This is a genomic window from Dokdonia ponticola (assembly GCF_042653865.1).
GTDB classification, from domain to species: Bacteria; Bacteroidota; Bacteroidia; order Flavobacteriales; family Flavobacteriaceae; genus Dokdonia; species Dokdonia ponticola.
Genome location: NZ_JBHSFV010000002.1, coordinates 310,629 through 332,359, shown reverse-complemented (window position 1 = coordinate 332,359; position 21,731 = coordinate 310,629). Strand labels below are relative to the sequence as shown.

Genomic DNA, 21,731 nt, shown 5'->3' with positions numbered 1-21,731 from the left:
CATGGGATTCAACGAACTAAACAGTGTAGAAAACTACATCATTAAGCAACTCACAGGAGTCAACTTAAATACCAATGAAGTTTCAGAAGACGCTACACTGTACGGTCGTTTTTGGCAGTACAAATCACCACAAGAGTTACAGCGCTCCGTTAATGAGGTTTTAATAGAAAGTGATCTAAAAGCAGCTTTAATTCGTTTAAATCCTGAAATCACAGCTAACCCAGATCTGGCTGATGAAGTGATTTATAAATTACGCGCCATCTTAATTTCTGTGCATCAAGTAGGTTTAGTGCGTGCCAATGAAGAATTTTTCAAATGGTTACAAGGAGATAAAACGATGCCTTTCGGCGAAAATAATCGCCATGTACCTGTACGATTAATAGATTTTGAAGAATTAAAAAATAATCGTTTTATTGCTACCACACAGTTTCGGATTCATCATCGGGAAACTAAAATACCAGATGTCGTGTTATTTATAAATGGTGTGCCTGTAGTAATTGGAGAGGCCAAAACTCCCATTCGCCCTTCCATAAGTTGGTTAGATGGAGCACATGAGGTGCATGATATTTATGAAAATGCAGTTTCACAATTATTTGTACCTAACATATTATCTTTTGCTACAGAAGGCAAAGAACTTTATTATGGTGCTGTTAGAACACCATTAGAGTTTTGGGCACCTTGGCGATTAGAAAATGATGAAGATGCTATTGCAAAGCGTTTAGGACTTGGAGAAGTAGGCAAGGAATTATCAGATTTATTGCATCCAAAACGTTTACTAGATATACTTCAAAACTTCTCTTTGTTTACTACGAATAAAAAGAAACAGCGTATTAAGATCATTCCTCGTTTTCAACAATATGAAGGTGCTAATAGAATTGTAGCTCGTGTTAAGGAAGGAAAAATTAAAAAAGGGTTAATCTGGCATTTTCAAGGGTCAGGTAAATCCTTATTAATGGTTTTTGCTGCTCAAAAATTAAGACGTGAAAAAGACTTAAAAAGTCCTACGGTTATTGTCTTGGTAGACCGTACAGATTTAGATACGCAAATTACTGGGACCTTTAATGCTGCCGATATTTCTAATGTAGAAACGACTGATAGTATAACCGAATTACAAACGCTATTAGAACGTGATACTCGGAAGATTATCATTTCTACGATATTTAAGTTTCGAGACGCGAAACCAAACATGAATACCCGAGACAATATTATTGTGTTGGTAGATGAAGCCCATAGAACACAAGAAGGTGATTTAGGAAGGCAAATGCGTGCTGCTTTACCTAATGCATTTCTATTTGGTTTAACAGGAACACCAGTAAACAAAGCTGATAAAAATACGTTTTGGGCCTTTGGATCGGAAGAAGACGATGGTGGTTATATGTCGCGTTATACCTTTCATGATTCTATAAGAGACAATGCCACATTGCCATTACATTTTGAGCCACGACTTGTAGATGTTCATGTTGATAAAGAAACCATAGACAAGGCCTTTGCTGAATTTAAAGAAAATGCAGCCTTAACCGATGAAGAAGCAGATGCTTTAAATAAGAAATCAGTAAAAATGGCTGCCTTCTTAAAATCACCAGAACGTGTTGCCAAAATAGTAGAAGACATCGCTATTCATTTCAATGCCAAAGTAGCACCTCATGGTTTCAAAGCCATGATAGTGACACCAGACAGATATGCCTGTGTTCAGTACAAAGAAGAATTAGATAAATACTTTCCAGAAGAAGCAAGTCGTGTTGTTTTTTCTACTTCTGCAAATGATGACTTAGAATTTAAACAAAAATGGGGCGTTGATAAAAGTCAGCAAGAAAAAATTGTAGATGAATTTAATGATGCCTTATCTGATTTGCAATTTATTATCGTAACAGCAAAACTATTAACTGGTTTTGACGCGCCTATTTTGCAAACCATGTATTTAGATAAGTCTATAAAAGACCATACCTTACTACAAGCCATTTGTAGAACCAATAGATTGTATCCTGAAAAATCCTTCGGTCGAATTGTAGATTATTTTGGAGTATTTGATGATGCTGCAAAAGCATTGCAGTTTGATGAAGAAAGTATTAAAACCGTCATATCTAATCTTTCAGAGTTAAGAGATAAATTGCCTAAAGCAATGAGAGACGCAATATCACACTTTAAAGATGTTGATAGAACCATACAAGGTTTTGAAGGTTTGGAAGCCGCTCAAAATGCAATAGGGAATAATGAAAAAAAAGATGCCTTTGCAAAAGATTATAAATATTTATCTAAAATATGGGAATCATTATCTCCAGATAGCATTTTAAATGACTTTCAAGAAGATTATAAATGGTTATCACAAGTTTTTGAGTCTGTACGACCAGCAGCAGATAATATTGGGAAACTCCTATGGTTCTCATTAGGAGCAGAAACGACAAGATTAATGCATGAGAATACTCATGTTGGTGAAGTACACCACTTAGAAGAATTCATCTTAGATGCAGATGTAATTGAAAACATTTTTAACAATCCAGATCCGAAAAACGCTAAGAAACTTGAAAAGCTCTTAATTAAACGATTTAAAAAACATTCTGGAGACCCAAAATTCAAATCGTTAAGTGAGCGATTAGAAGCTTTAAGAGATAAAGCAGAACAAGGATTAATTACATCAATTGAATTCGTAAAAGAACTGTGTAAATTAGCAAAAGAAACTATTGTTGCCGAAAAGGAATTAGAAGAATTACTAATCGAAAAAACGCCTAAAGCTGCGCTTACAGAATTATTCATTGAATTAAAAAATGATGAAACACCCGCAGTTGTAGAAAGAATAGTTACAGACATAGATGCTATTGTAAGAGTAGTACGCTTCCCTGGATGGCAGAAAACAAGCTCAGGTGAACGCGAAGTACAAAAATCTTTACGTAAAGCATTATTGAAATATAAATTACATAAGGATCAAATGTTATTTGAGAGAGCCTATGGATATATAAAAGAGTATTATTAATTAATAACAAGTATTCTTATAATTAAATATTAGTACTTTAAAATTAATGGACATAAGAGACCTAGTCGGAACATTTACTATCACTGGAAGCAATCAAGATGCAGAAGGAGAGAATTATAAGGGAACATTAAGCTTAACCTTAGACGAAAACAAAAGGATTATTGCAGAATGGCTTATTAATGAGAATCAAACTCAATTAGGAACTGTTTTTTTTAAAGATAATATCCTGATAATTAATTTTAAGTACCAAAATGAAAAAGGTGCTATCTACAAAGGAGTTGCTGTTTATAAATGTATCACTAAAGATCTGCTAGATGGTTTTTGGTCAGAAAAACACGGAAACCCTCTTTATCTCGGAGAAGAACGTTGTTTTAGAGTAGGTGTTCAAAAGGAAATGTCTAATTGAAAATTAAACATAGTGCTAAGAATATAATATTGAGGCTATATTTATTACTGTAGCATAGATTAATTTACACCCTCTTATTAAAATCACCCCACTCCTACCCCTAATTAGTAACAATTTTGGCAACTATATAAAAGTTTTGGAAAAATAAGCAGTTCTAAATTGGGGAAGCGTACAAATGTTTCTAGCATATTTTCTGCCCCTTCTACTACTTTTATAATGCGTTCTAAGCTTTTATTTATTGTAATTTAATTTTAATAATACTAAAAGGACTTATTTATTTTTTATGCTTGTGTACTCTTTGTCTTCGCTTATAATTATGTGATCTAGTAACTTAATTCCTAATACAGTTGCACCTGCTGTTATTAACTGTGTCATTGCTATATCGTCTTTACTAGGCGTTATATTTCCCGATGGGTGATTATGGCAAATGATAATCTTTTCGCACTTCTTAGCGACTGCAAAATTAAATACGTCGATAGGTTTAACACTATTTTTATTAAGCGTTCCTATGGTTAAAAGTTCGATGTATTCTATGTTATTGGCAGTACTTAAACCTATAGCCCATAAATATTCTTTCTTACGATGTAACCGATTTTGTCTTAAAAGAATCTTACGCATTATACGCGCTATATCTTTTGTATTAGCTATATGTATATTTTCGTCTTTTGGAAGGCGTACGTTCATCTTAAACAGTTTGTTAATCATTTTTTAGTACTTGTTATTAGTAAGTACCTGAATCAAATTTATTAAAATCCTCTCTTACTAACCTCCAATAGCTTGGAAACTTTTTATCGTCCATAAATTTATAAGCTTTTTCAGTTTGGAAAAAACGCCTAATACGTCTTTTAAAAGTAAACTATCTATACCTTAGAAACGAAAGTTAATGTATTTTGTGATATATACAGAAAAGTCTTGTTTGAGAAGCCCTTTAAATCGGTTACTATGTTTTATCACAAAAAAGCACATGAAATGTTTTAAAAAAATAACCCTATAACAAAGAAGTGTAAGTGTTAAGTTGAATATTATCATTGCCTTAATTGAAATTAGTGACATAAAACACCTTAATTGTACCTTATACCATGTAAAGTACTATAAAACAAGGAAAAAAAGTTTCTGTATCGGGAAGTAGTTGTTTATTTACCTATAGATTAAATAATTACGTATTTTTTTTACACTTCATATCATTTTTACGGTATGAGCAACAGGTATGTCCCAAGCTTCTTTAATCTTACCATCAATAATACACCATAGCACAATGGCGTCAATCTCTATTGGTTTGCCTTCTAGTGATGAGGTGTCTTTCACATGGGTGATGATGAGTTCATCTCCCATAGGAATGATGGATATAGGGTTGACCTTAAAAGTACCACTCGTACGACCTGCTAATTTTTGGAAGAAATCCGTTAAACCAGAGAGACCAAAATAATCTCCCTCTAACTCAGATAGCTTCGGATTTATATAATGCCATACAAAATCTTCGGCTAAGACGTCAGCCAACGTACTTGGGTTTGCAGGGTTGAACCTCTTTAAAATACTGATATTTAGATGCTCTTTATTCATGATTTTCATTTTTGATTAGCAACCTTTTATGATGAATTACCTGCAAAGTCAATTATCTATAATATTATAAAATACAACTAGTTATGCTTGTTTTTAATTACGAATAAACCATAGGTCCAAATATCGTAGCCTCATCACCCGTCTCGATACGCTCACAGCTTTTGGAAAAGCTACTATTATCAAGTTTAATGTGAAACCGTATACTATCTTCCTTTGGAGAAGAGCTAACAGGAAGCCAACGATACGGTACATCCAGTTCCGTTACTTTCGGCTTTATTAAATTAAGGATCGCATACTGTCCTTTTTGATGTTGAAATTTGGCTGGTTTTTCAAAACTCAATTCCAATGTTTTGTCATCAATTTTTTTATGTCCCAAGAACGTGACTATTCTCTGGTCAACATACGTTGTGTGATCGCATGCCGACCATATTTTATCTCGATTCATTTGTAATGCAGCTAAAAATCCGCCCATGATAGCCCCTTCAAAGCCACCTCCTGGAAATGTCCATGCGGATGCGAAATACAAGTTGGGAATCAAAAAATTATTCCTAAAGCGTTTTGTAGCTGATTGTTCTTTAGATTGAGCAAAACCATAAACAGCCCCATCAGTGTTTGAGGTAAATCGTTTAATGGTCTTGGGTGTGGCCACTTCATAGTATTCTATGCTTTCCCGAATTCCAGGAAATTGTTTTTCTAATCGGCCTAATAAAATTTGGGCTACTTCTTCTTTTTTTTCCTTATAGGCTTCTTTACTCAATCCATCCCAGTCCTTCAGATAGTCTACACAGCAGATCGCGCCAACAGATTTCCCAGGAGGTGCCAAATGGGAATCTATTTTGCTATAATCCACTAAAATGAAACTGCGTTTTGACCAATCCCCTGTATAGTTAGCATGTACATCTTTTAAACTCTTTACATCATCTCCCTTGATATAATTGGAGTAGTGCGCTACACCATAGGCAGCTATGTCAGATTTAAAGCCTAGATAGAGACAGAAAAGGGCGCAAGAAATTTGCTGAGAATCTATCTTTTTTTTGAGTAAGCTTGCGTAGGGGTCATCCAACATATCAGGAACTATAGGAATGGCACAATTGACGACGATATTATCACAAGAAATGGTCTCTGGTTCTGTGTTGCTATGAAAGCTTTCGCGAAAGCGAACTCCGGTTACTTTACCATTCTTAGTCATGATCTTCTCGGCCTTCTTACCCAGTAACACAGTACCTCCATGTTTTTGGATATATGAAGCAAGATGATCAGACAGAACTTGTGAGCCTCCTTTTATGAAGAAACCACCACTTCCTATAAAGCTCGAGAATGGCAGACCGTAATAGAACATAGATAAAGTGTAAGGGTCATCACCCCAATATGCAATGTGTGCTACTAGATCGAGTTTTGCGTTTTCATTGGTAATATACGTATCTAACCAAGAGCCAACCGTATGTCGAGAGGCTTCTACAAGATTGGGATAAAGCAAGGGCATTAACGGATACATCAACTTACGTTTCAAGGGTGTACGCGGTAATTTGACTCCCTCTCTTCGTATACTGGCAAGCAATTTCATAAGTCGTTTGATTCCTTTTTTATCTTCAGGATATTTATCGATCAGTGCTTTGCTCGCTGCAGCATAAGTGTGTGGAAACACAAAAGTCTCCTGATCTGAATGTACCGCATATAGTTCTGGGACTTGTAGTAATTCTACTTTTTTATTGACATCCAGCATGTCGAATAATCGCAAGATCGAGCCCTCTTTTTCTAAACCACACATTTCATGAAGGCCAACTTCAATGATAAAATCGCCTCGTTTAAAAGTGGTGGCACAACCTCCAGGTTTGTAGTGTTGTTCCAACAAAAGAACCTTCTTTCCAAATTTTGTTAGAGTAGCTCCAGCGGTCAGCCCGGCTAAGCCTCCTCCGATGATGATAGTATTGTATTTCATGCTAGTTCATTTTAATTGCAAATTTGACGATCAGGAAGATTGCCTGTTTATATCTAAAAAATATCAAATGAGTGAGAGAATTCAAAAGAAGGGTGCAAACTTTCCTTTGAAATGTTAATTTCAAGTTGAAAATACCATAGAAAAGGCAATTACAAAATGACCCATATCAGCCTTGTTCACTTTTTATCGCACATTACTTTCCATCATTTAGTTATTAACTTTTAATTCTAGAAAGTGCTACAAAAAAATATTTAATGAAGCATATTCATTGGAAAATACTACCAAAGGAAATAAAGAATCTCCTTCTCAACATCTCCTAGATATCCAAGTACTATTTCAAAATCATATCGCTAACTAATACAGTAAAACTCCTCTAAACTACCCACTCTGTGCTGCAAAAACCCCTGAAATCCTTTGCTTTAAAACTATTTATGTACATTTAACCTGAGATATCCTCTTAGAACGCATCAAACGATGTGTATAGAAATTCCCTCATCCTCCAACAAGACGCATTGCATACAGGCTATACAAAGGCGATACTTTTTACATAGAACGTATCATCGTAAACGCATATCATAGGATTTATACCACCAATACTACATGGGAAAAGCGATCAAATTATACGAGATACTTCATAAAGACGCTTTGTGGCTCTTAATACGTTTGATAATTTGTATACTGCTACCAGGTCACTTCATTACTGCACAAAACATAGCCACATCAGACCAACACTTTACCCCTACTGAAATTTGGGAATCTGGACTACCTTATATCGAAAACTATACCTCTGGAGACTATAAAAGCAGTCCGCAAAACTGGGCATTTACAGAAGGGAGTAATGGTTTTTTATATGCAGCCAATACCAATGGCATATTACAATATGATGGCGCTACGTGGACGACCATTGCTTTACCAAACAAAAGTCTAGTACGATCCATTGCGGCTTCTGAAAATGGGAAAATATACGTAGGCGGTGTCAATGAACTAGGCTATCTAGCACCTGATGCCCTTGGCAAGATGCAGTTTTACTCGCTTAAATCATTTTTGCAAGAAGAATATCAAGAATTTCGTGATGTCTGGTCCATCATCTTCATAGACGATCTGGTATATTTCCAGTTTGCAAACGCACTGTTTAGGTGGGATGGAAAAGCGTTTTATGCGTGGAAACCTAAAGAATTCTTTGGAAGCGCTTTCAAAGTAAACAATGAAGTATATATTGATAGTAAAGGTGATGGCATCCTAAAAATAGAAGGGGATGCACTCAACGTTATTCCTGGTGGAGAACTAGTGACTAATGACCGTGCAAAAACCGAGGGGATACTCTCCCATAAAGACAACAACCTATTACTTATAAATGCACAGTTTGGGATGTCTATTCTCGATGGAGAAAAAATCGTACGGTTCAATCCAGAAAGTAATGCCGTGTTTGAAAAAAATCGTATTTATAAAAGCATTCGTTTATCTAATGGTGACTATGCCATGGCTACTTCTACTAGAGGTTTGTATATCGTCAATGGCGAAACGGGGGCTATCAAAAAACGAATTGGGAAAAAACAAGGATTGATTAGTGATGTGCTTTTTAGTGTATACGAAGATCGTTTTGGTGCTATTTGGGTTGGTAGTGATAATGGAATCTCTAGGATTGATTGGGCATCCCCGTTTCGAAGCTTTAACGAATTCAATGGTCTTCCTGAAAGAGTTCGATCTGCAATGTACCACAAAGGAAGACTTTTTGTAGATAGCAAAGGGTTGTATGAACTGGTGAAAAATAACCCAGCAAAAGAAATCAATACGCCTAGCTTTATAAAAATTGAAGGTATTGAGAATAAGATTACATCGATGCTACCTTATGAAGATGATATTCTTGCATTCAATTCTCAGTTTACTTTTATTATTGATACCAAGAATACCCTACAATTTAAGGAGCGTCATTCTGCCTTTACATTTACTTCGGTTCTCCGATCTGCTATCGATCCTTCCAAGATCTATGTAGGAGGGCTTGAAGGTTCATTATTTGAATGCTATTATAAAAACAAGCAATGGGTCGTACCAACCGAACCTAGTATAAAAATAAACGGAAGCATTGAAAGCATTACGGAAACTTCGGATGGAGACCTATGGCTAAGAACCAATTATCACGGGCTTTATTTCGCTGAAAAGCAACCCCAAAAAACCACTACAGAAAAGAGATTTACCCTCAAGCAGTTTGATACGCTATCTGGACTCCCTACCATGTCGTATAACTTTCTTTATAAATTTGATGATCAAATACACGTTACCGCAGCTGACGGCATGTATCGCTTTAATAAAACTGCTCAAATTTTTGAAAAAGATTCTCTCTTAAATGACCAGTATCCGTCAGAAGTAAATGCTTATGGATATATGGGTCGATCTGCAGATGGTACGATTTGGCAAACCGTGAGGAAAGGTTTTGAAAACAAACTATATACCTTAGGTGAAGACACGCTTACCGAAGTATCAGAGTTCAACCTATATACCGATTTCGATATTTATAGCATGGAGTTCTTAGATGATATTCCGTTATTATTAGGTCCAAATGGAATGCTCGCCTTTAATCCAAACCAAAAAAGACCCTCCAAAAAGCAATTCAATGCTCACATACGCAAGGTTCTGGTAAATGCAGATTCCTTGGTATATGCGGGTAGGTACGCTTTCGCGAAAGCAATAAAAGAAATACCATTCTCCCATGCTCAAAACAATCTAAATTTTGAATATGCCCTCCCCTATTTCAATAGCGCCCAAAACAATAGCTATCAATCCTATTTGGAAGGCTATGACACATCCTGGTCGCCATGGTCAACGGAAACGAAACGGAATTACACCAACATCCCCGCAGGTGACTATACTTTCAAGGTACGCTCCAAGAACGTCTATAATGAAGAAGGTGACGAAGATTCCTATCGCTTTTCCATACAACCGCCTTGGTATGGGAATTGGTTGGCATACCTCATCTATATACTGACTTTGGTCGCTTTGGTGTGGTTGATGAGTCGCTGGCGATCTAAGGAATTACAAAAGAAAAATGAACGTCTTGAAGCAACTATTTCAGAACGCACAAAGGAAATACAACAAAAGAATACTGTTTTAAACCATCAAACTGAGCAATTGGTGGAACTCAATGAAGCCAAGACACGTTTATACTCTAACATTAGTCACGAATTCAGAACGCCGCTCACCGTGATTCTTGGGATGACAGATACTTTGAGAACTAATTATCAGAATAAGGTAAATGAAAGTCCAGAAAAGTCCTTAGAGATGATTAAACGCAACGGAAAGAACCTATTGCATTTAGTTAATGAATTACTCGATCTCGCCAAAGTCGAAAGCGGATCAATGGAACTGGATTTAACACAAATCGATGTGGTTCCCTTTATAAAATATTTTAGCGAAAGCTTCCACTCACTCGCAGAATCCAAGAATATCAATCTCACTGTCTACTCCGAAATTGATTCGGTAGAAATGGACATTGATGTGAATAAGTTGGCGTCTATCATTTCCAACTTACTCTCCAATGCAATCAAGTTTACAGCGCCACACGGCAAGATCATTGTGCATCTCAACACTCTAAAGCAAGCATCAGGAAACGCGCTTATTATCAAAGTACAGGACAATGGAAGAGGCTTGGATGAAAGGGATATGTCTCATCTTTTTGATAGGTTTTATCAAGCCCCTAATGCTTCTTCTGAGCAGCAACTAGGGACTGGGATTGGTCTTTCACTCACCAAAGAGTTTGTCGATTTAATGCAAGGAGAAATCACGGTAGAGAGCACACTGGAAAAAGGAAGTACATTTACAGTTCAAATTCCGATAACTAATAATGTATCTAAGATCAAAGAGGTACAGCTTAGCAAGACCGTTTTAGAAAACTTATCTAACGAACAAGAGGTAGTGATAGCACCTACGTACGCAACAGAACTCTCTTTAGAAAAAAATACATCAGACCTACCGCTCGTTTTGATTATTGAAGATAATAGGGACGTCGCTCAATATTTAAAGGTATGCTTACGCGAAAAATACCAAACCATTCATGCCACAGATGGAAATAGCGGAATCCAAATGGCATATGATAACATTCCTGACATTATTATTTCGGATGTGATGATGCCCAATAAAAACGGCTACGAAGTATGTGCCACCCTAAAAGCCGATGAGAGCACCGATCATATCCCCATTATCCTCCTTACCGCCAAAGTCAGCGAAGAAGATCGATTAACAGGTTTGACACATGGTGCGGATGCGTATTTGGCAAAACCCTTCAATCAGGAAGAATTATTTACCCGTTTAAATCAGTTGATATTGGTTCGGAAAAAGCTGATCAATAAACTAGAGCAATATGGTTTCTCAAGCGTTCTAAGTGAAAAAGTAGAAAACCCACAAACCAAATTTGTACAACAGGTCATCAAGGTTGTTCTCACTCACTTAGAGGATGTCAATTTTGGTCCTACGCTCCTCGCGGAAAAAATGCATTTAAGCGAATCTCAAATTTACAGAAAGTTAAAATCGATTACAGATAAATCTACGGCTGTTTTTATACGCTCTGTGCGTTTACAAAAAGCCAAAGAATTGATTCAAACGTCCAACAAAACTATCTCCGAAATTGCCTACGAGGTCGGCTTTAACGATCCATCTTGGTTTAGTCGTGCATTTAAAGTAGAATTTGGCACTTCTCCTAGAGATTATTTCAAATAATTGATAATCAAACTATTAAAATCAATTCTGCAAGAATACTCCATGCATTTTCAAGCACATTCACAAATACTACATGTGAATGAATAAATAGTGAACGTCCAAAAATGAGAATCCCCATACTTTAGCACTATCAAAAAATAATAGCGTTATAAAAACGATTCTAACTCTTTAGAAAAAGCACTACCGCTTCCCTCTTCTCTTTAGATATCCCTCGTATTATAACTTTTATAAACAAGCATGTGAGTATGTTTTTTTTGCTTTCGCGAAAGCGTAAAAAGATAGATGAAATCACAAAACAACTAACATATTATGGAACTAAACGAAGAGAAGTTACACGCATTATTAGGACAAGTAGTTACCGAAATGGGAGCCGCTGCCAATGGACCTTTAATTACCATCGGAGATAAATTGGGGTTGTATACCACCCTCTCAGAATCAGGCAATATGTCTTCTAGCGAATTAGCCACAAAAACTCATACCGCCGAAAGATATGTGAGAGAATGGTTGTCAGCCCAAGCAGCTTCAGGATATGTAGAATATGATCCTACTAACCAAACATTTTTTATGACTCCAGAACAAACTATGGTTTTTGGAAATCGAAAAAGTCCTGTGTTTATGACGGGTGCTTTTTATGCCATCTCATCCCTATATCATGATGAACCTAAAATAGAGGATGCTTTTAAAACTGGAAAAGGAGTTTCTTGGGGAGATCATAATACGTGCCTGTTCTGCGGAACTGAAAAGTTTTTCAGTCCGTCGTATGAAGGAAATTTGATTTCTAGCTGGATACCTGCTATGAATGGTGTTGTTGAGAAATTAAAAAAAGGAGCCAAAGTTGCTGACATTGGTTGTGGACATGCCGCTTCTACGATTATCATGGCAAAAGAATTTCCTAATTCCTCATTTATAGGATTCGATTTTCACCCTGGATCTATTGAACAAGCGATAGAAAGAGCCAAAGATGCTGGCGTTACTAATGTTTCTTTTGCTGTTGCTACCGCAAAAGATTTTCCAGGTGAAGACTATGATTTTATCACGTATTTCGATTGTTTGCATGATATGGGAGATCCCGTGGGGGCTTGTGCGCATACTAAAAATGCTCTAAAGCCGGATGGTACGTGTATGATTATAGAGCCCTTTGCTAAAGATTCTTTAGAAGAAAACTTAAATCCTGTAGGTAGAGCCTTCTATGCCTTCTCTACGATGCTATGCACGCCTTGTTCTTTAAATCAAGAAGTAGGACTTGCTTTGGGAGCACAAGCTGGGGAAAAACAACTGAAAGAAGTGATTACAGAAGGAGGGTTTACGCATGTGAAACGTGCTATGGAAACTCCATTTAATTTAATACTAGAAGCGACATTATAATTTATAAAACAAAAAGATATGAAACTCAGTAAAACAACAAACCTAAAACAAGCAATGCTAGTATTCAGCATCATTGTCATGATTAGTTGTGGCAATGATGATGATACTTCTAATCCAAATAATAGTATCAATGTGCAGGATTTCATTAGTATGACTTTTGATGAAAACCCTGAAACTGGACAATCCATAGGAACGATCAATGCGACATCTAATCTTCCTCTAGCATTTTCTATTTTGGAACAAGCATTTACCAATGCTATTGTCGTCAATCCAAATACAGGAGAACTCACTGTTGGCGACGCTTCCTTTTTTGATTTTGAAACAAATCCTGCCATTCAAAGTGTCATCGAAATCAATAATGGTGTAGAAACTATATCGGTAGATCTTCGTATTGATCTTAATAACAGAGATGATATTGCCTTTGTATTAACCAATTCTCAACAGAATTATATGGACGCCCAAGCTGGGGATTGGATAGAAATCACAGCAGACGAATATGAAAGACTTAACCAAGTTTTGATAGATGTCCTAAAAGCAGGTTTTTTTGAAGATGTAACCACCATTAATCCATCGTCTAATGGGGTTTTTACCATGGCCAACTTGGATGAGTCGACTCGAAATATGAATATCATGCCCAACAATAGTCTTGTATTTGCTTTTAGATATTATGCAGTTGACAATCAACTCAACTCGGATAGACATCGCGTAAAGCAATCTAGTCTTGCCAATAGTATAGGTTTTGAAAACATAGGAAATCCTTTACCTCCACACCAAAGAGAGAATGGTGCTGCTTGTTTTGTTTTAAAAGGAAGCGAAGCTTTGATCACATCTGAGCAAGGATTTTTAGGCTTTCAGAAATCGTCAGGAAGTACTATGGGTATTGCCATCACCTCTGGAGTAATGCTATTTGCACAAGGAGAAGCCTCTGAGTTTAATATGGAATCTAATGGTAATCTTGCTCTATACGAAGGGTTAAGTACCACTATCAAACAATGGGATTAATAGCAACTGCCATTGTATCATTATACCAACTATGACTTAAAACACACCTACTAATTGGTAGTATAACAGAGGTAAAGATAATCTGAACCTCTCAAAAAATAAGATTATGAAAACTATTAATAACACACATCCGAACATCAAAACGATCGTGAAATTCATGTATGGTCTCGCATTACTATTCTTTATCAGTTGTAGCAATGATGACGATAGTGCCTCTGTGGTACCAGTAGAGACTCCAACAGCTAAGAGTTTACAAATAGTATCTGGAAATAACCAGACAGCCTTTATAAATGAAACGCTAACAGATGTTATAGAGGTTCAAGTAAATGACCAAAATGGTAATGCTTTTCCTGGTACTACCATTAGTCTATCTGTAGATGAAGGAACGATCTCATCAAATACACTAGTCACAAATGCATCAGGACGAGCTACTGTCAGTTGGGCACTTGGTGAAACTATTGGAGAGCAAGTATTGACTGCAACTGCATTTGGGAGTGATGGCACAGCTTTGGTCGGCTCTCCAGCATCTATCACAGCAGAAGCGCTAGATCTTTGTCAGACGTTTATAAGCACTGAGCAATTACCTATAGGTCCTGATGCTGGAACGGAAACAATATCTATTATCACGATTACTGATGAGTTTTTAATCTCAGACCAGACTATTGTGACCTTAAATCTAGAACATACCTTTGACGCTGATTTAGACATTTTCTTAATTGCTCCAAACGGTTTAATACTCGTGTTGAGTACCGATAATGGAGGCGCTGGAGATAATTATACCAATACAGTTTTTGATGATCAGGGATCTGCCTTAATTACTAATGGTATTGCTCCTTTTACGGGTACTTTTAGACCCCAAGATTCATTGGCCCTTTTAGAAGGTATTCAGGCGTTAGGAGATTGGACGCTTTTCATTGTTGATGATCAAAATATTGACGAGGGAATACTTCTAGATTGGTCTATACAACTATGTAGACCTTAACATAGTAATACAGATATAACCATAAAATAGTATAATACCTTTTTAAACTTCTAATTCATTATCTAAAAACAGACACTAATGAGCATTCTAGATATCTTACCAGAAAACACTAACTTATATATTATTGAACGGAATATCCCAGATGCAAGCAACCTTAACAAGGAACAGCTAAAGGGAATATCACAAACTTCGTGTAGCGTTTTAAAAGAATTGGGTTCAGAAATCCAATGGAAACATAGTTATGTCACGGGAGACAAGATTTATTGTGTGTATTCTGCACCCAATAAAGAAATGGTGTATGAACATGCAAAAAAAGGCGGTTTTCCAGCAAATTCAGTTAATCGGGTGACCACGATTATTGATCCATCAACCGCTGAGTAATTATTAAAAGAAATCGAATCCATTGATTTTTTTTACGAGGGGAATTGTTATTATACGGTAATGGACAGTTTGGCGAACTTAAGTTTTTACTTTCCTGTAATTATGAAACAAGTCCAACTTTTGATTTGGATATCGCCTTATTACATTCATTTTAAAATGCTGAAGCAGAAAAGGTCTTTATCAAAATAATTGACCAAGATCCTAATTGTCCGATGGCATATTGAGTAGTTGCCATGAGCAAGAATCATGCAGCTTGGTTTCCTCCCACCGAGACTGATCTTGTCAAAAAGACTAAAGTTCTTAAAAGGGTTATTTTTGGATGAAAAGCAACGTGATATATTAATGCCATTGACATCTTTTATACGGATTGGTAGCATTCGAATCCCAAAACCAGAGTAAAACAATTTGAAATAGAGTTGGAAGCTTTGCACCTTACATATACAGTAAGGTGTGGAAGCTACCTTTTTCTATACCTTGGCGTTGTATTCGACACGAGATAAAGTTGGAAAGAAATACAAAAATGAAGAAAAGGCGGGAAAAATTCTTCAACCTATTTTTGCCAACAACCCCAATCATCCTGAGATTTCGCATTACATTATTCATAAGTATGATAATCCTGTATTGACTCATAAGGTCCTGAAAACTGAAGGAAGGTATGCAAAGATTGCACCTACTTCTTCCCATGCACAGCATATGCCTCCCATATTTTTACGAGATTGGGCATTTGGGCAGAATCTATTGGCTATAATATACTATCAAACTTATCCTCTGTTTTAATTTCTAACCATTTTGTAAATCATCCAACATACATAGGAAAAATAGAACCATCCAATATTTGGAGTAGATACATTCTCGTGTTCTATCACTAAAAGCCTTTAATTACATTACCTTTTTGTATGATTTACATAGGTTTTTTATATTCTCGATAATAGTTGATTCTTTCTATAATAAGTAATTGTTGACTGTCTAAATGGACATACCTATCCAACTTACTACCTATCAAAAAAACGCTTACGTGATATTATGACAACAATTAATTGCATTCCTCAATTATAAATTGTACATTATAGGAGATGGTAAAAAATTTAAAAAACAGACGAATTTTCAGCTTTAACTTCTTAGTTTTCCGAGTCCAATCAGACAAATTTATTCCACCAGCCTTCTAATTTCATTTCACATTTCCTTCTTTATTTGAAAGAAGTGAGTTTTTGCGCATTATATTCTAAGCTATTAGAATAGATTAAGCGTGTTTGGATACATCTGTTTTTAGGAAATATTTTAATCCAACAACTCATTAAGATTATAGAATAAAGGATTAAGCAAACCAATGCAGTATACAACTAATTAGTGAAAGAAAGACACTGGGCTACACCTAGAAAAAGATAATCCAATAAAATTTATGTGAAAATTAAAGTTCACAAACTCCTATTTAAAACGCAATTAAAACAACAAAAGAATGAGACAACTTAAAATCACAAAGCAGGTTACCAATAGAGAAGATAAATCGTTAGATAAGTACTTACAAGACATCAGTAAAATCGAACTCATAACTGCTGATGAAGAGGTTGAATTAGCACAAAGAATAAAAGCTGGAGACCAAAAAGCTTTAAAAAAATTAGTCAATGCTAACTTACGTTTTGTGGTTTCGGTTTCCAAACAATATCAAAATCAGGGTTTAAAATTACCTGATCTTATTAATGAAGGAAATATAGGTTTAGTCAAAGCGGCAAAACGTTTTGACGAAACGCGAGGTTTTAAATTCATTTCTTATGCAGTTTGGTGGATTCGACAAGCTATATTACAAGCACTAGCAGAACAATCAAGAGTTGTAAGACTTCCTCTAAACAAAATAGGAAGCATAAGTAAAATTAATAAAGCAGTAGCACGGTTAGAGCAGCAAAATGAAAGACCTCCTACTGCAGAAGAAATAGCTAGGTCACTAGATATGAGTATAAATGAAGTAAAACAATCTTTAAAAAACTCTGGTAGACATTTATCTATGGATGCTCCCTTAAAAGAAGGTGAAAAGTCAACTTTGTACGATATCTATAAAACAAATGATTTACCTAATGCGGATAAAGAATTATCCAAACAATCTTTACGAATAGAAATAAGTAGAGCTTTACAAACACTTTCGCCACGTGAAGCAAATGTTGTTCGTCTATTCTATGGTATTGGAAGTCGAAACTCAATGAGCTTGAATGAAATTGGGCAAACCTTTGATTTGACAAGGGAAAGAGTAAGACAAATAAAAGAAAAAGCAATAAGAAGATTAAGACATAAGTCAAAATCAACAGTACTTAAAACATATTTGGGCTAATTACACCTAAAGCTTTCTTTTTGGGCAATCCGACATGTAAATACCCTCAGTAAATACAATTACTATTACTTATTGTATGGGGAAGTAACCTCAAAAAAAAAGCCTTCCATTGCTAGAAGACCTTCTCTCACTAAGCTCAAATATAAAAAATATTTGAATCACTTTTATCTCTTTGACAAAAAAAGCACGTAAAATTGTCAATTTGTTATAGAAATATTAAATTATGTAACTGAATTTGTACATATCTCAATGTTTAGCTATTTTTATGAAAAATTAAACAAAAAGATATGGAGATATTACAAGAAGCATTTGCTTTTGAAAAAGCTAAAATGAGCCATATGTCAACTAGTGATCGTGTAGTTGCGTCAAGAGAAGCTAAACGTTTGATCCTTGCAATCAATGAAATCTATAAAAAAACAAGAGACTCTGAACTCATGGACATCATGAAAAGACTCACGGCTAAGAAGAAAAAGATCGAAGTCCGCTTAAAAGGACGCCCTGATTCTGGTATATAAAAACATTTTAACAAACATCATAAACGCTTCTACTTTTACAGTAGAGGCGTTTTTTAGTTTATACGGATTCTAATACACCCAATGCAGCTCTCTCTCCTGCAATCATGGCCGCATTTAGAGACCCGTTAAGCTGTGTATCACCCGCTAGGAAAATACTAGAAGTCAATCGTGTTTCTGATGGCGCCATTTCATATCGAAGATCGTGTAATTGGGGTAGTGCTTTAGGAATGGTGTATTGTTTTATAAAACGAGAAGTTTCGATACCACAGTAGTTCTTTAACTCCTCTTCTACTCTTTTAATCAACGCTTCATTCGATAACGCATGGTCTTTTACAACCGTCACTGATAATAACTCATGAGTTACTTGTGTACTTGTTGCAATAGTCGTGTGATAGAAAATATTATTGATGAGTGCATCGGGGTTTGGAATAAGACCTATCAATGCCTTTAAAATTACACGTGATTTCGTTTCAAAATACAGGTTCTCACACGATTTCCATTCGACGGGAGTACTGGAAAAATTCTTAATCAGCTGACTTGCATCGGTGGCTATAATGGTAAAATCAGTTGTAATAGACGCTCCAGAAGTCAGCAGAATCTCTCCTTCTTGTACAGAAGCAACATGCGTATTAAATTGAATATCGGTACATGTTAGACGCTGCTCCAACTGCTTGGGGATTGCCTCAATCCCTGCTTTTGGTAATGCTGCAAATCCTTCTCCAAACATTTTATATACGAACTCAAACATCCTACTAGACGTTTCTAGAAAAGGCTCTAGAAAAATACCACTAAAGAAAGGTTTGAAAAAATCAGTGATCATCTCCTTAGAAAATCCAAAATCCTCAAGATAAGCCATCGTTGTTTTCTCAGAAGTTGAAAAGATCTCTGAGATGCTTTTCTTTTTTAATTTCGCGTTAAGCGAAAGAACTTTAAACTTATCCTTTATAGAGCCTACTCCTGAAAGTAACGTAGGAAATAATAAGGACACATCTCGCAAAGGATCTCCAATAATGGTTTGCTTTTCGCGAAAAATAGAAGCGCCTGGTAAAAAACATTGTAATTCTAATGCCTTAAAATCTAAGTATTTCTGGGCTGCTGGATACGAAGTGAGTAATACCTGGAACCCGTGATCTAATTGATAATTATCTACAATATCGGTTTTTACTCGTCCGCCTACCCTATCGGTTGCCTCTAGGATTATTGGACAGAACCCATTATTTTCTAGTACTTGGGCAGCTATTAAACCACTAACGCCAGCGCCTATAATATGTATTTTAACATCCGTTTTTTCCATAAGTTCTTACTCCGGTTACTAAGTTGATATTGTAAAAATACTAGTTTTAATTTTTGTTTAACAAAATAAATTAAAAATTAAACAAAAATTAAAATACCTTTAACATCTCAAAGGAACACTATTTAATTTGACAATATGCACAAAACGGCCATTATACGATGTGAGCATTTTAATGCCGCTCATAGATTACATAATAAGAACTGGAGTGACACGAAGAACAAAGAGATCTTTGGAAAATGCAATAACCCTAACTATCACGGTCATAATTATGACTTAGAAGTAAAAGTCATAGGTGTTTGCGACCCAGAAACGGGCTATGTAATAGATACCAAGATTTTATCTGATTTAATAAAAGACAAAGTCCTAGATCGGTTTGATCACAAAAACTTGAATTTAGACACCCAAGAATTTAAAGATTTGAATCCCACAGCAGAAAATATTGCGATGGTTATTTATAATCTTTTAGCCCCTGAATTAGCTTCAGGACTCGAGTTGAAAATAAAATTATATGAAACACCAAGAAATTATGTTGAATACCCTTATTAAAGAAAGTGGTTTAAATGGCTTCTCTGATGAAGAAATAGGAGATGATCATATATATACAGGCTTAGAAACCCCCATGAGAGCAGATGCTTTTGACATCACTGATGAAGAAAAGAAAGAAAAAATAGCAGATCTATTTGGTCAAATCATGGATGTGATGGGACTAGATAGAACCGATGACTCTCTGAATGGAACGCCAAAACGGGTCGCAAAAATGTACATAGAAGAGATCTTTTCGGGCCTTAATCCTGCTAACAAACCTAAAGTAGCATTGTTTGATAACAAGTATCAATACAATCAAATGCTAGTAGAAAAGAATATTACGTTCTACTCTAACTGCGAGCACCACTTTGTGCCTATCATCGGAAAAGCACATGTGGCCTACATCTCATCAGGTAAGGTGATTGGACTCTCTAAATTAAATAGAATTGTACAGTATTATGCAAAACGCCCACAAGTACAAGAACGTTTAACCAATCAAATAGCAGAAGATCTAAAAACTATTTTAGAAACAGACGATGTAGCGGTGATTATAGATGCTAAGCATTTATGCGTATCTTCTCGTGGAATTAAAGATGATACATCGGCAACAGTGACTTCGTATTACGGAGGAGCATTTAATACGCCTGCAAAGCTTGCAGAATTACAAAACTATATCAACCAATAAGAACCTATGAATCTGATTGATAAAATCAAAAAAGAACCATCCACATCTATGAATAGTTCAGCATCACTATACGATATTTCTATTCGAAGTATAGATGGTAAGCCCATTGATCTTGAGTCGTTTAAAGGAAAAAAACTATTGTTTGTAAACGTAGCTTCAGAATGTGGATTTACAAAACAATATAAAGATCTCCAAAAACTAAGTGACTCCTACCCAGACCAATTAGCCGTGATAGGATCGCCTTGTAATCAATTTGGAAAACAAGAGCCTGGAAATGCAGAAGAGATACAGACATTTTGCGAACGTAATTTTGGCGTGACCTTTTTACTCTCTGAAAAAATTGATGTGAAAGGAAGTAAACAACACCCTTTATACAAGTGGCTCACCTCCAAAGAACTGAACGGAAAAAAGAATTCAAGTGTCAAATGGAATTTTCAAAAGTACCTTGTCGATGAATCTGGAAAGTTGATTGATTATTACTATTCGATTACAAGTCCTACAAGTTCAAAAATCACAAAGCACTTGTCATAATTTCGCTTTAAGCGAAAAGAATACCATTTACCCATAACATATATTTAAGTCCTCTTCCTACCTGTCAAGGAAGAGGACTTATTATTTCAGATCTCATATAATCGGATATCCTTTTTGTTTTTAACTCTCTAACTCTTGCCATTATATTAAAAGTAGCTTCTGAGCTACGCAATACTTCTCATCTTATTATTACTACAGTACATACCTATAATTCTCCATCTTTTTTGAGATTTATAGAATAAGACACACTTTTAGTGCCTATTTTAATTCATAAAAGCTATTTGTAGAACAAGAAGAGTGTGTGTGATTAAGAAAAACTAGCCGTTTTTACTATGAAATTATGGTTATAATATCATCATCTCCTCTCTTTTTTATCAAAGAGTCAACTCCTACTTCTGTAAATCTAGCTTCTTTTTACAGGAAAGACCTTTACCTTATGATACTTTCCCATAATTTTGAATATAAATAGTACGAATCATAAAAAATACTCACAACTATTTGATTATCAGTAATTTTTAATTACATTTACCTCACTCCCCCTTATCATA

Annotated in this window: 17 protein-coding genes; 13 read left to right on the top strand and 4 right to left on the bottom strand. The window is 35.6% G+C overall.

Features of this window, described 5'->3' with window-relative positions; translation table 11 throughout:
• The first annotated feature begins 1 nt into the window (after position 1).
• Together ACFO3O_RS05475 and ACFO3O_RS05470 are read left to right on the top strand one after the other, a co-directional pair.
• Positions 2 to 2,968, top strand: a complete 2,967-nt coding sequence (locus ACFO3O_RS05475) for a type I restriction endonuclease subunit R (protein ID WP_379977545.1) — start codon at positions 2 to 4, stop codon at positions 2,966 to 2,968.
• 46 nt (positions 2,969 to 3,014) lie between these two features.
• A complete protein-coding gene (locus ACFO3O_RS05470; RefSeq protein ID WP_379977544.1) occupies positions 3,015 to 3,374 on the top strand; it encodes a hypothetical protein in 360 nt (119 codons plus the stop codon).
• Between the two features lie 270 nt (positions 3,375 to 3,644).
• Here ACFO3O_RS05470 and ACFO3O_RS05465 read toward each other — a convergent pair whose 3' ends face one another.
• The 3 genes from ACFO3O_RS05465 to ACFO3O_RS05455 form a co-directional block, all read right to left on the bottom strand.
• Complete coding sequence (locus ACFO3O_RS05465) at positions 3,645 to 4,079, bottom strand: JAB domain-containing protein (RefSeq protein WP_299210638.1); 435 nt, start codon at positions 4,077 to 4,079, stop codon at positions 3,645 to 3,647.
• A 471-nt stretch (positions 4,080 to 4,550) separates the two neighbouring features.
• Positions 4,551 to 4,934, bottom strand: a complete 384-nt coding sequence (locus tag ACFO3O_RS05460) for a nuclear transport factor 2 family protein (RefSeq protein WP_379977543.1) — start codon at positions 4,932 to 4,934, stop codon at positions 4,551 to 4,553.
• Between the two features lie 97 nt (positions 4,935 to 5,031).
• On the bottom strand, positions 5,032 to 6,873 hold the full coding sequence (locus ACFO3O_RS05455) for an FAD-dependent oxidoreductase (protein ID WP_379977542.1): 1,842 nt from the start codon (positions 6,871 to 6,873) through the stop codon (positions 5,032 to 5,034).
• A gap of 600 nt (positions 6,874 to 7,473) precedes the next feature.
• Here ACFO3O_RS05455 and ACFO3O_RS05450 point away from each other — a divergent pair.
• The 8 genes from ACFO3O_RS05450 (at position 7,474) to ACFO3O_RS05415 (ending at position 18,148) form a co-directional block, all read left to right on the top strand.
• Entirely contained in the window at positions 7,474 to 11,583 is a 4,110-nt protein-coding gene (locus ACFO3O_RS05450) for a hybrid sensor histidine kinase/response regulator transcription factor (protein WP_379977541.1), read from the top strand.
• Positions 11,584 to 11,892: 309 nt separating this feature from the next.
• Complete coding sequence (locus tag ACFO3O_RS05445; protein ID WP_379977540.1) at positions 11,893 to 12,948, top strand: class I SAM-dependent methyltransferase; 1,056 nt, start codon at positions 11,893 to 11,895, stop codon at positions 12,946 to 12,948.
• Positions 12,949 to 12,966: 18 nt separating this feature from the next.
• A complete protein-coding gene (locus ACFO3O_RS05440) occupies positions 12,967 to 13,950 on the top strand; it encodes a cadherin repeat domain-containing protein (RefSeq protein ID WP_379977539.1) in 984 nt (327 codons plus the stop codon).
• Positions 13,951 to 14,056: 106 nt separating this feature from the next.
• Complete coding sequence (locus ACFO3O_RS05435) at positions 14,057 to 14,932, top strand: proprotein convertase P-domain-containing protein (protein ID WP_379977538.1); 876 nt, start codon at positions 14,057 to 14,059, stop codon at positions 14,930 to 14,932.
• A gap of 78 nt (positions 14,933 to 15,010) precedes the next feature.
• A complete protein-coding gene (locus ACFO3O_RS05430; protein ID WP_379977537.1) occupies positions 15,011 to 15,313 on the top strand; it encodes a DUF4242 domain-containing protein in 303 nt (100 codons plus the stop codon).
• Between the two features lie 450 nt (positions 15,314 to 15,763).
• Complete coding sequence (locus ACFO3O_RS05425) at positions 15,764 to 16,090, top strand: hypothetical protein (RefSeq protein ID WP_379977536.1); 327 nt, start codon at positions 15,764 to 15,766, stop codon at positions 16,088 to 16,090.
• Between the two features lie 679 nt (positions 16,091 to 16,769).
• A complete protein-coding gene (locus ACFO3O_RS05420; protein WP_379977535.1) occupies positions 16,770 to 17,633 on the top strand; it encodes a sigma-70 family RNA polymerase sigma factor in 864 nt (287 codons plus the stop codon).
• Positions 17,634 to 17,920: 287 nt separating this feature from the next.
• Positions 17,921 to 18,148, top strand: a complete 228-nt coding sequence (locus ACFO3O_RS05415) for a hypothetical protein (protein ID WP_379977534.1) — start codon at positions 17,921 to 17,923, stop codon at positions 18,146 to 18,148.
• A gap of 58 nt (positions 18,149 to 18,206) precedes the next feature.
• Here ACFO3O_RS05415 and ACFO3O_RS05410 read toward each other — a convergent pair whose 3' ends face one another.
• On the bottom strand, positions 18,207 to 19,442 hold the full coding sequence (locus ACFO3O_RS05410; protein ID WP_379977533.1) for an NAD(P)/FAD-dependent oxidoreductase: 1,236 nt from the start codon (positions 19,440 to 19,442) through the stop codon (positions 18,207 to 18,209).
• A gap of 135 nt (positions 19,443 to 19,577) precedes the next feature.
• On the opposite strand from ACFO3O_RS05410, the gene ACFO3O_RS05405 reads away from it, so the two are divergent.
• Genes ACFO3O_RS05405 through ACFO3O_RS05395 form a run of 3 tightly spaced genes read left to right on the top strand, consistent with a single transcriptional unit; the run spans position 19,578 to position 21,183 of the window.
• Complete coding sequence (locus tag ACFO3O_RS05405) at positions 19,578 to 19,988, top strand: 6-pyruvoyl trahydropterin synthase family protein (protein ID WP_379977532.1); 411 nt, start codon at positions 19,578 to 19,580, stop codon at positions 19,986 to 19,988.
• Positions 19,951 to 20,652: a GTP cyclohydrolase I FolE gene (folE, locus tag ACFO3O_RS05400; protein ID WP_379977531.1), complete on the top strand. Its 702-nt coding sequence runs from the start codon at positions 19,951 to 19,953 to the stop codon at positions 20,650 to 20,652. Before ACFO3O_RS05405 ends, folE begins: the two co-directional genes overlap by 38 nt.
• A 6-nt stretch (positions 20,653 to 20,658) precedes the next feature.
• Positions 20,659 to 21,183 carry a glutathione peroxidase gene (locus tag ACFO3O_RS05395; RefSeq protein ID WP_379977530.1) on the top strand — a complete coding sequence of 175 codons (525 nt, stop codon included), beginning with the start codon at positions 20,659 to 20,661 and terminating at the stop codon, positions 21,181 to 21,183.
• Positions 21,184 to 21,731: the final 548 nt, after the last annotated feature.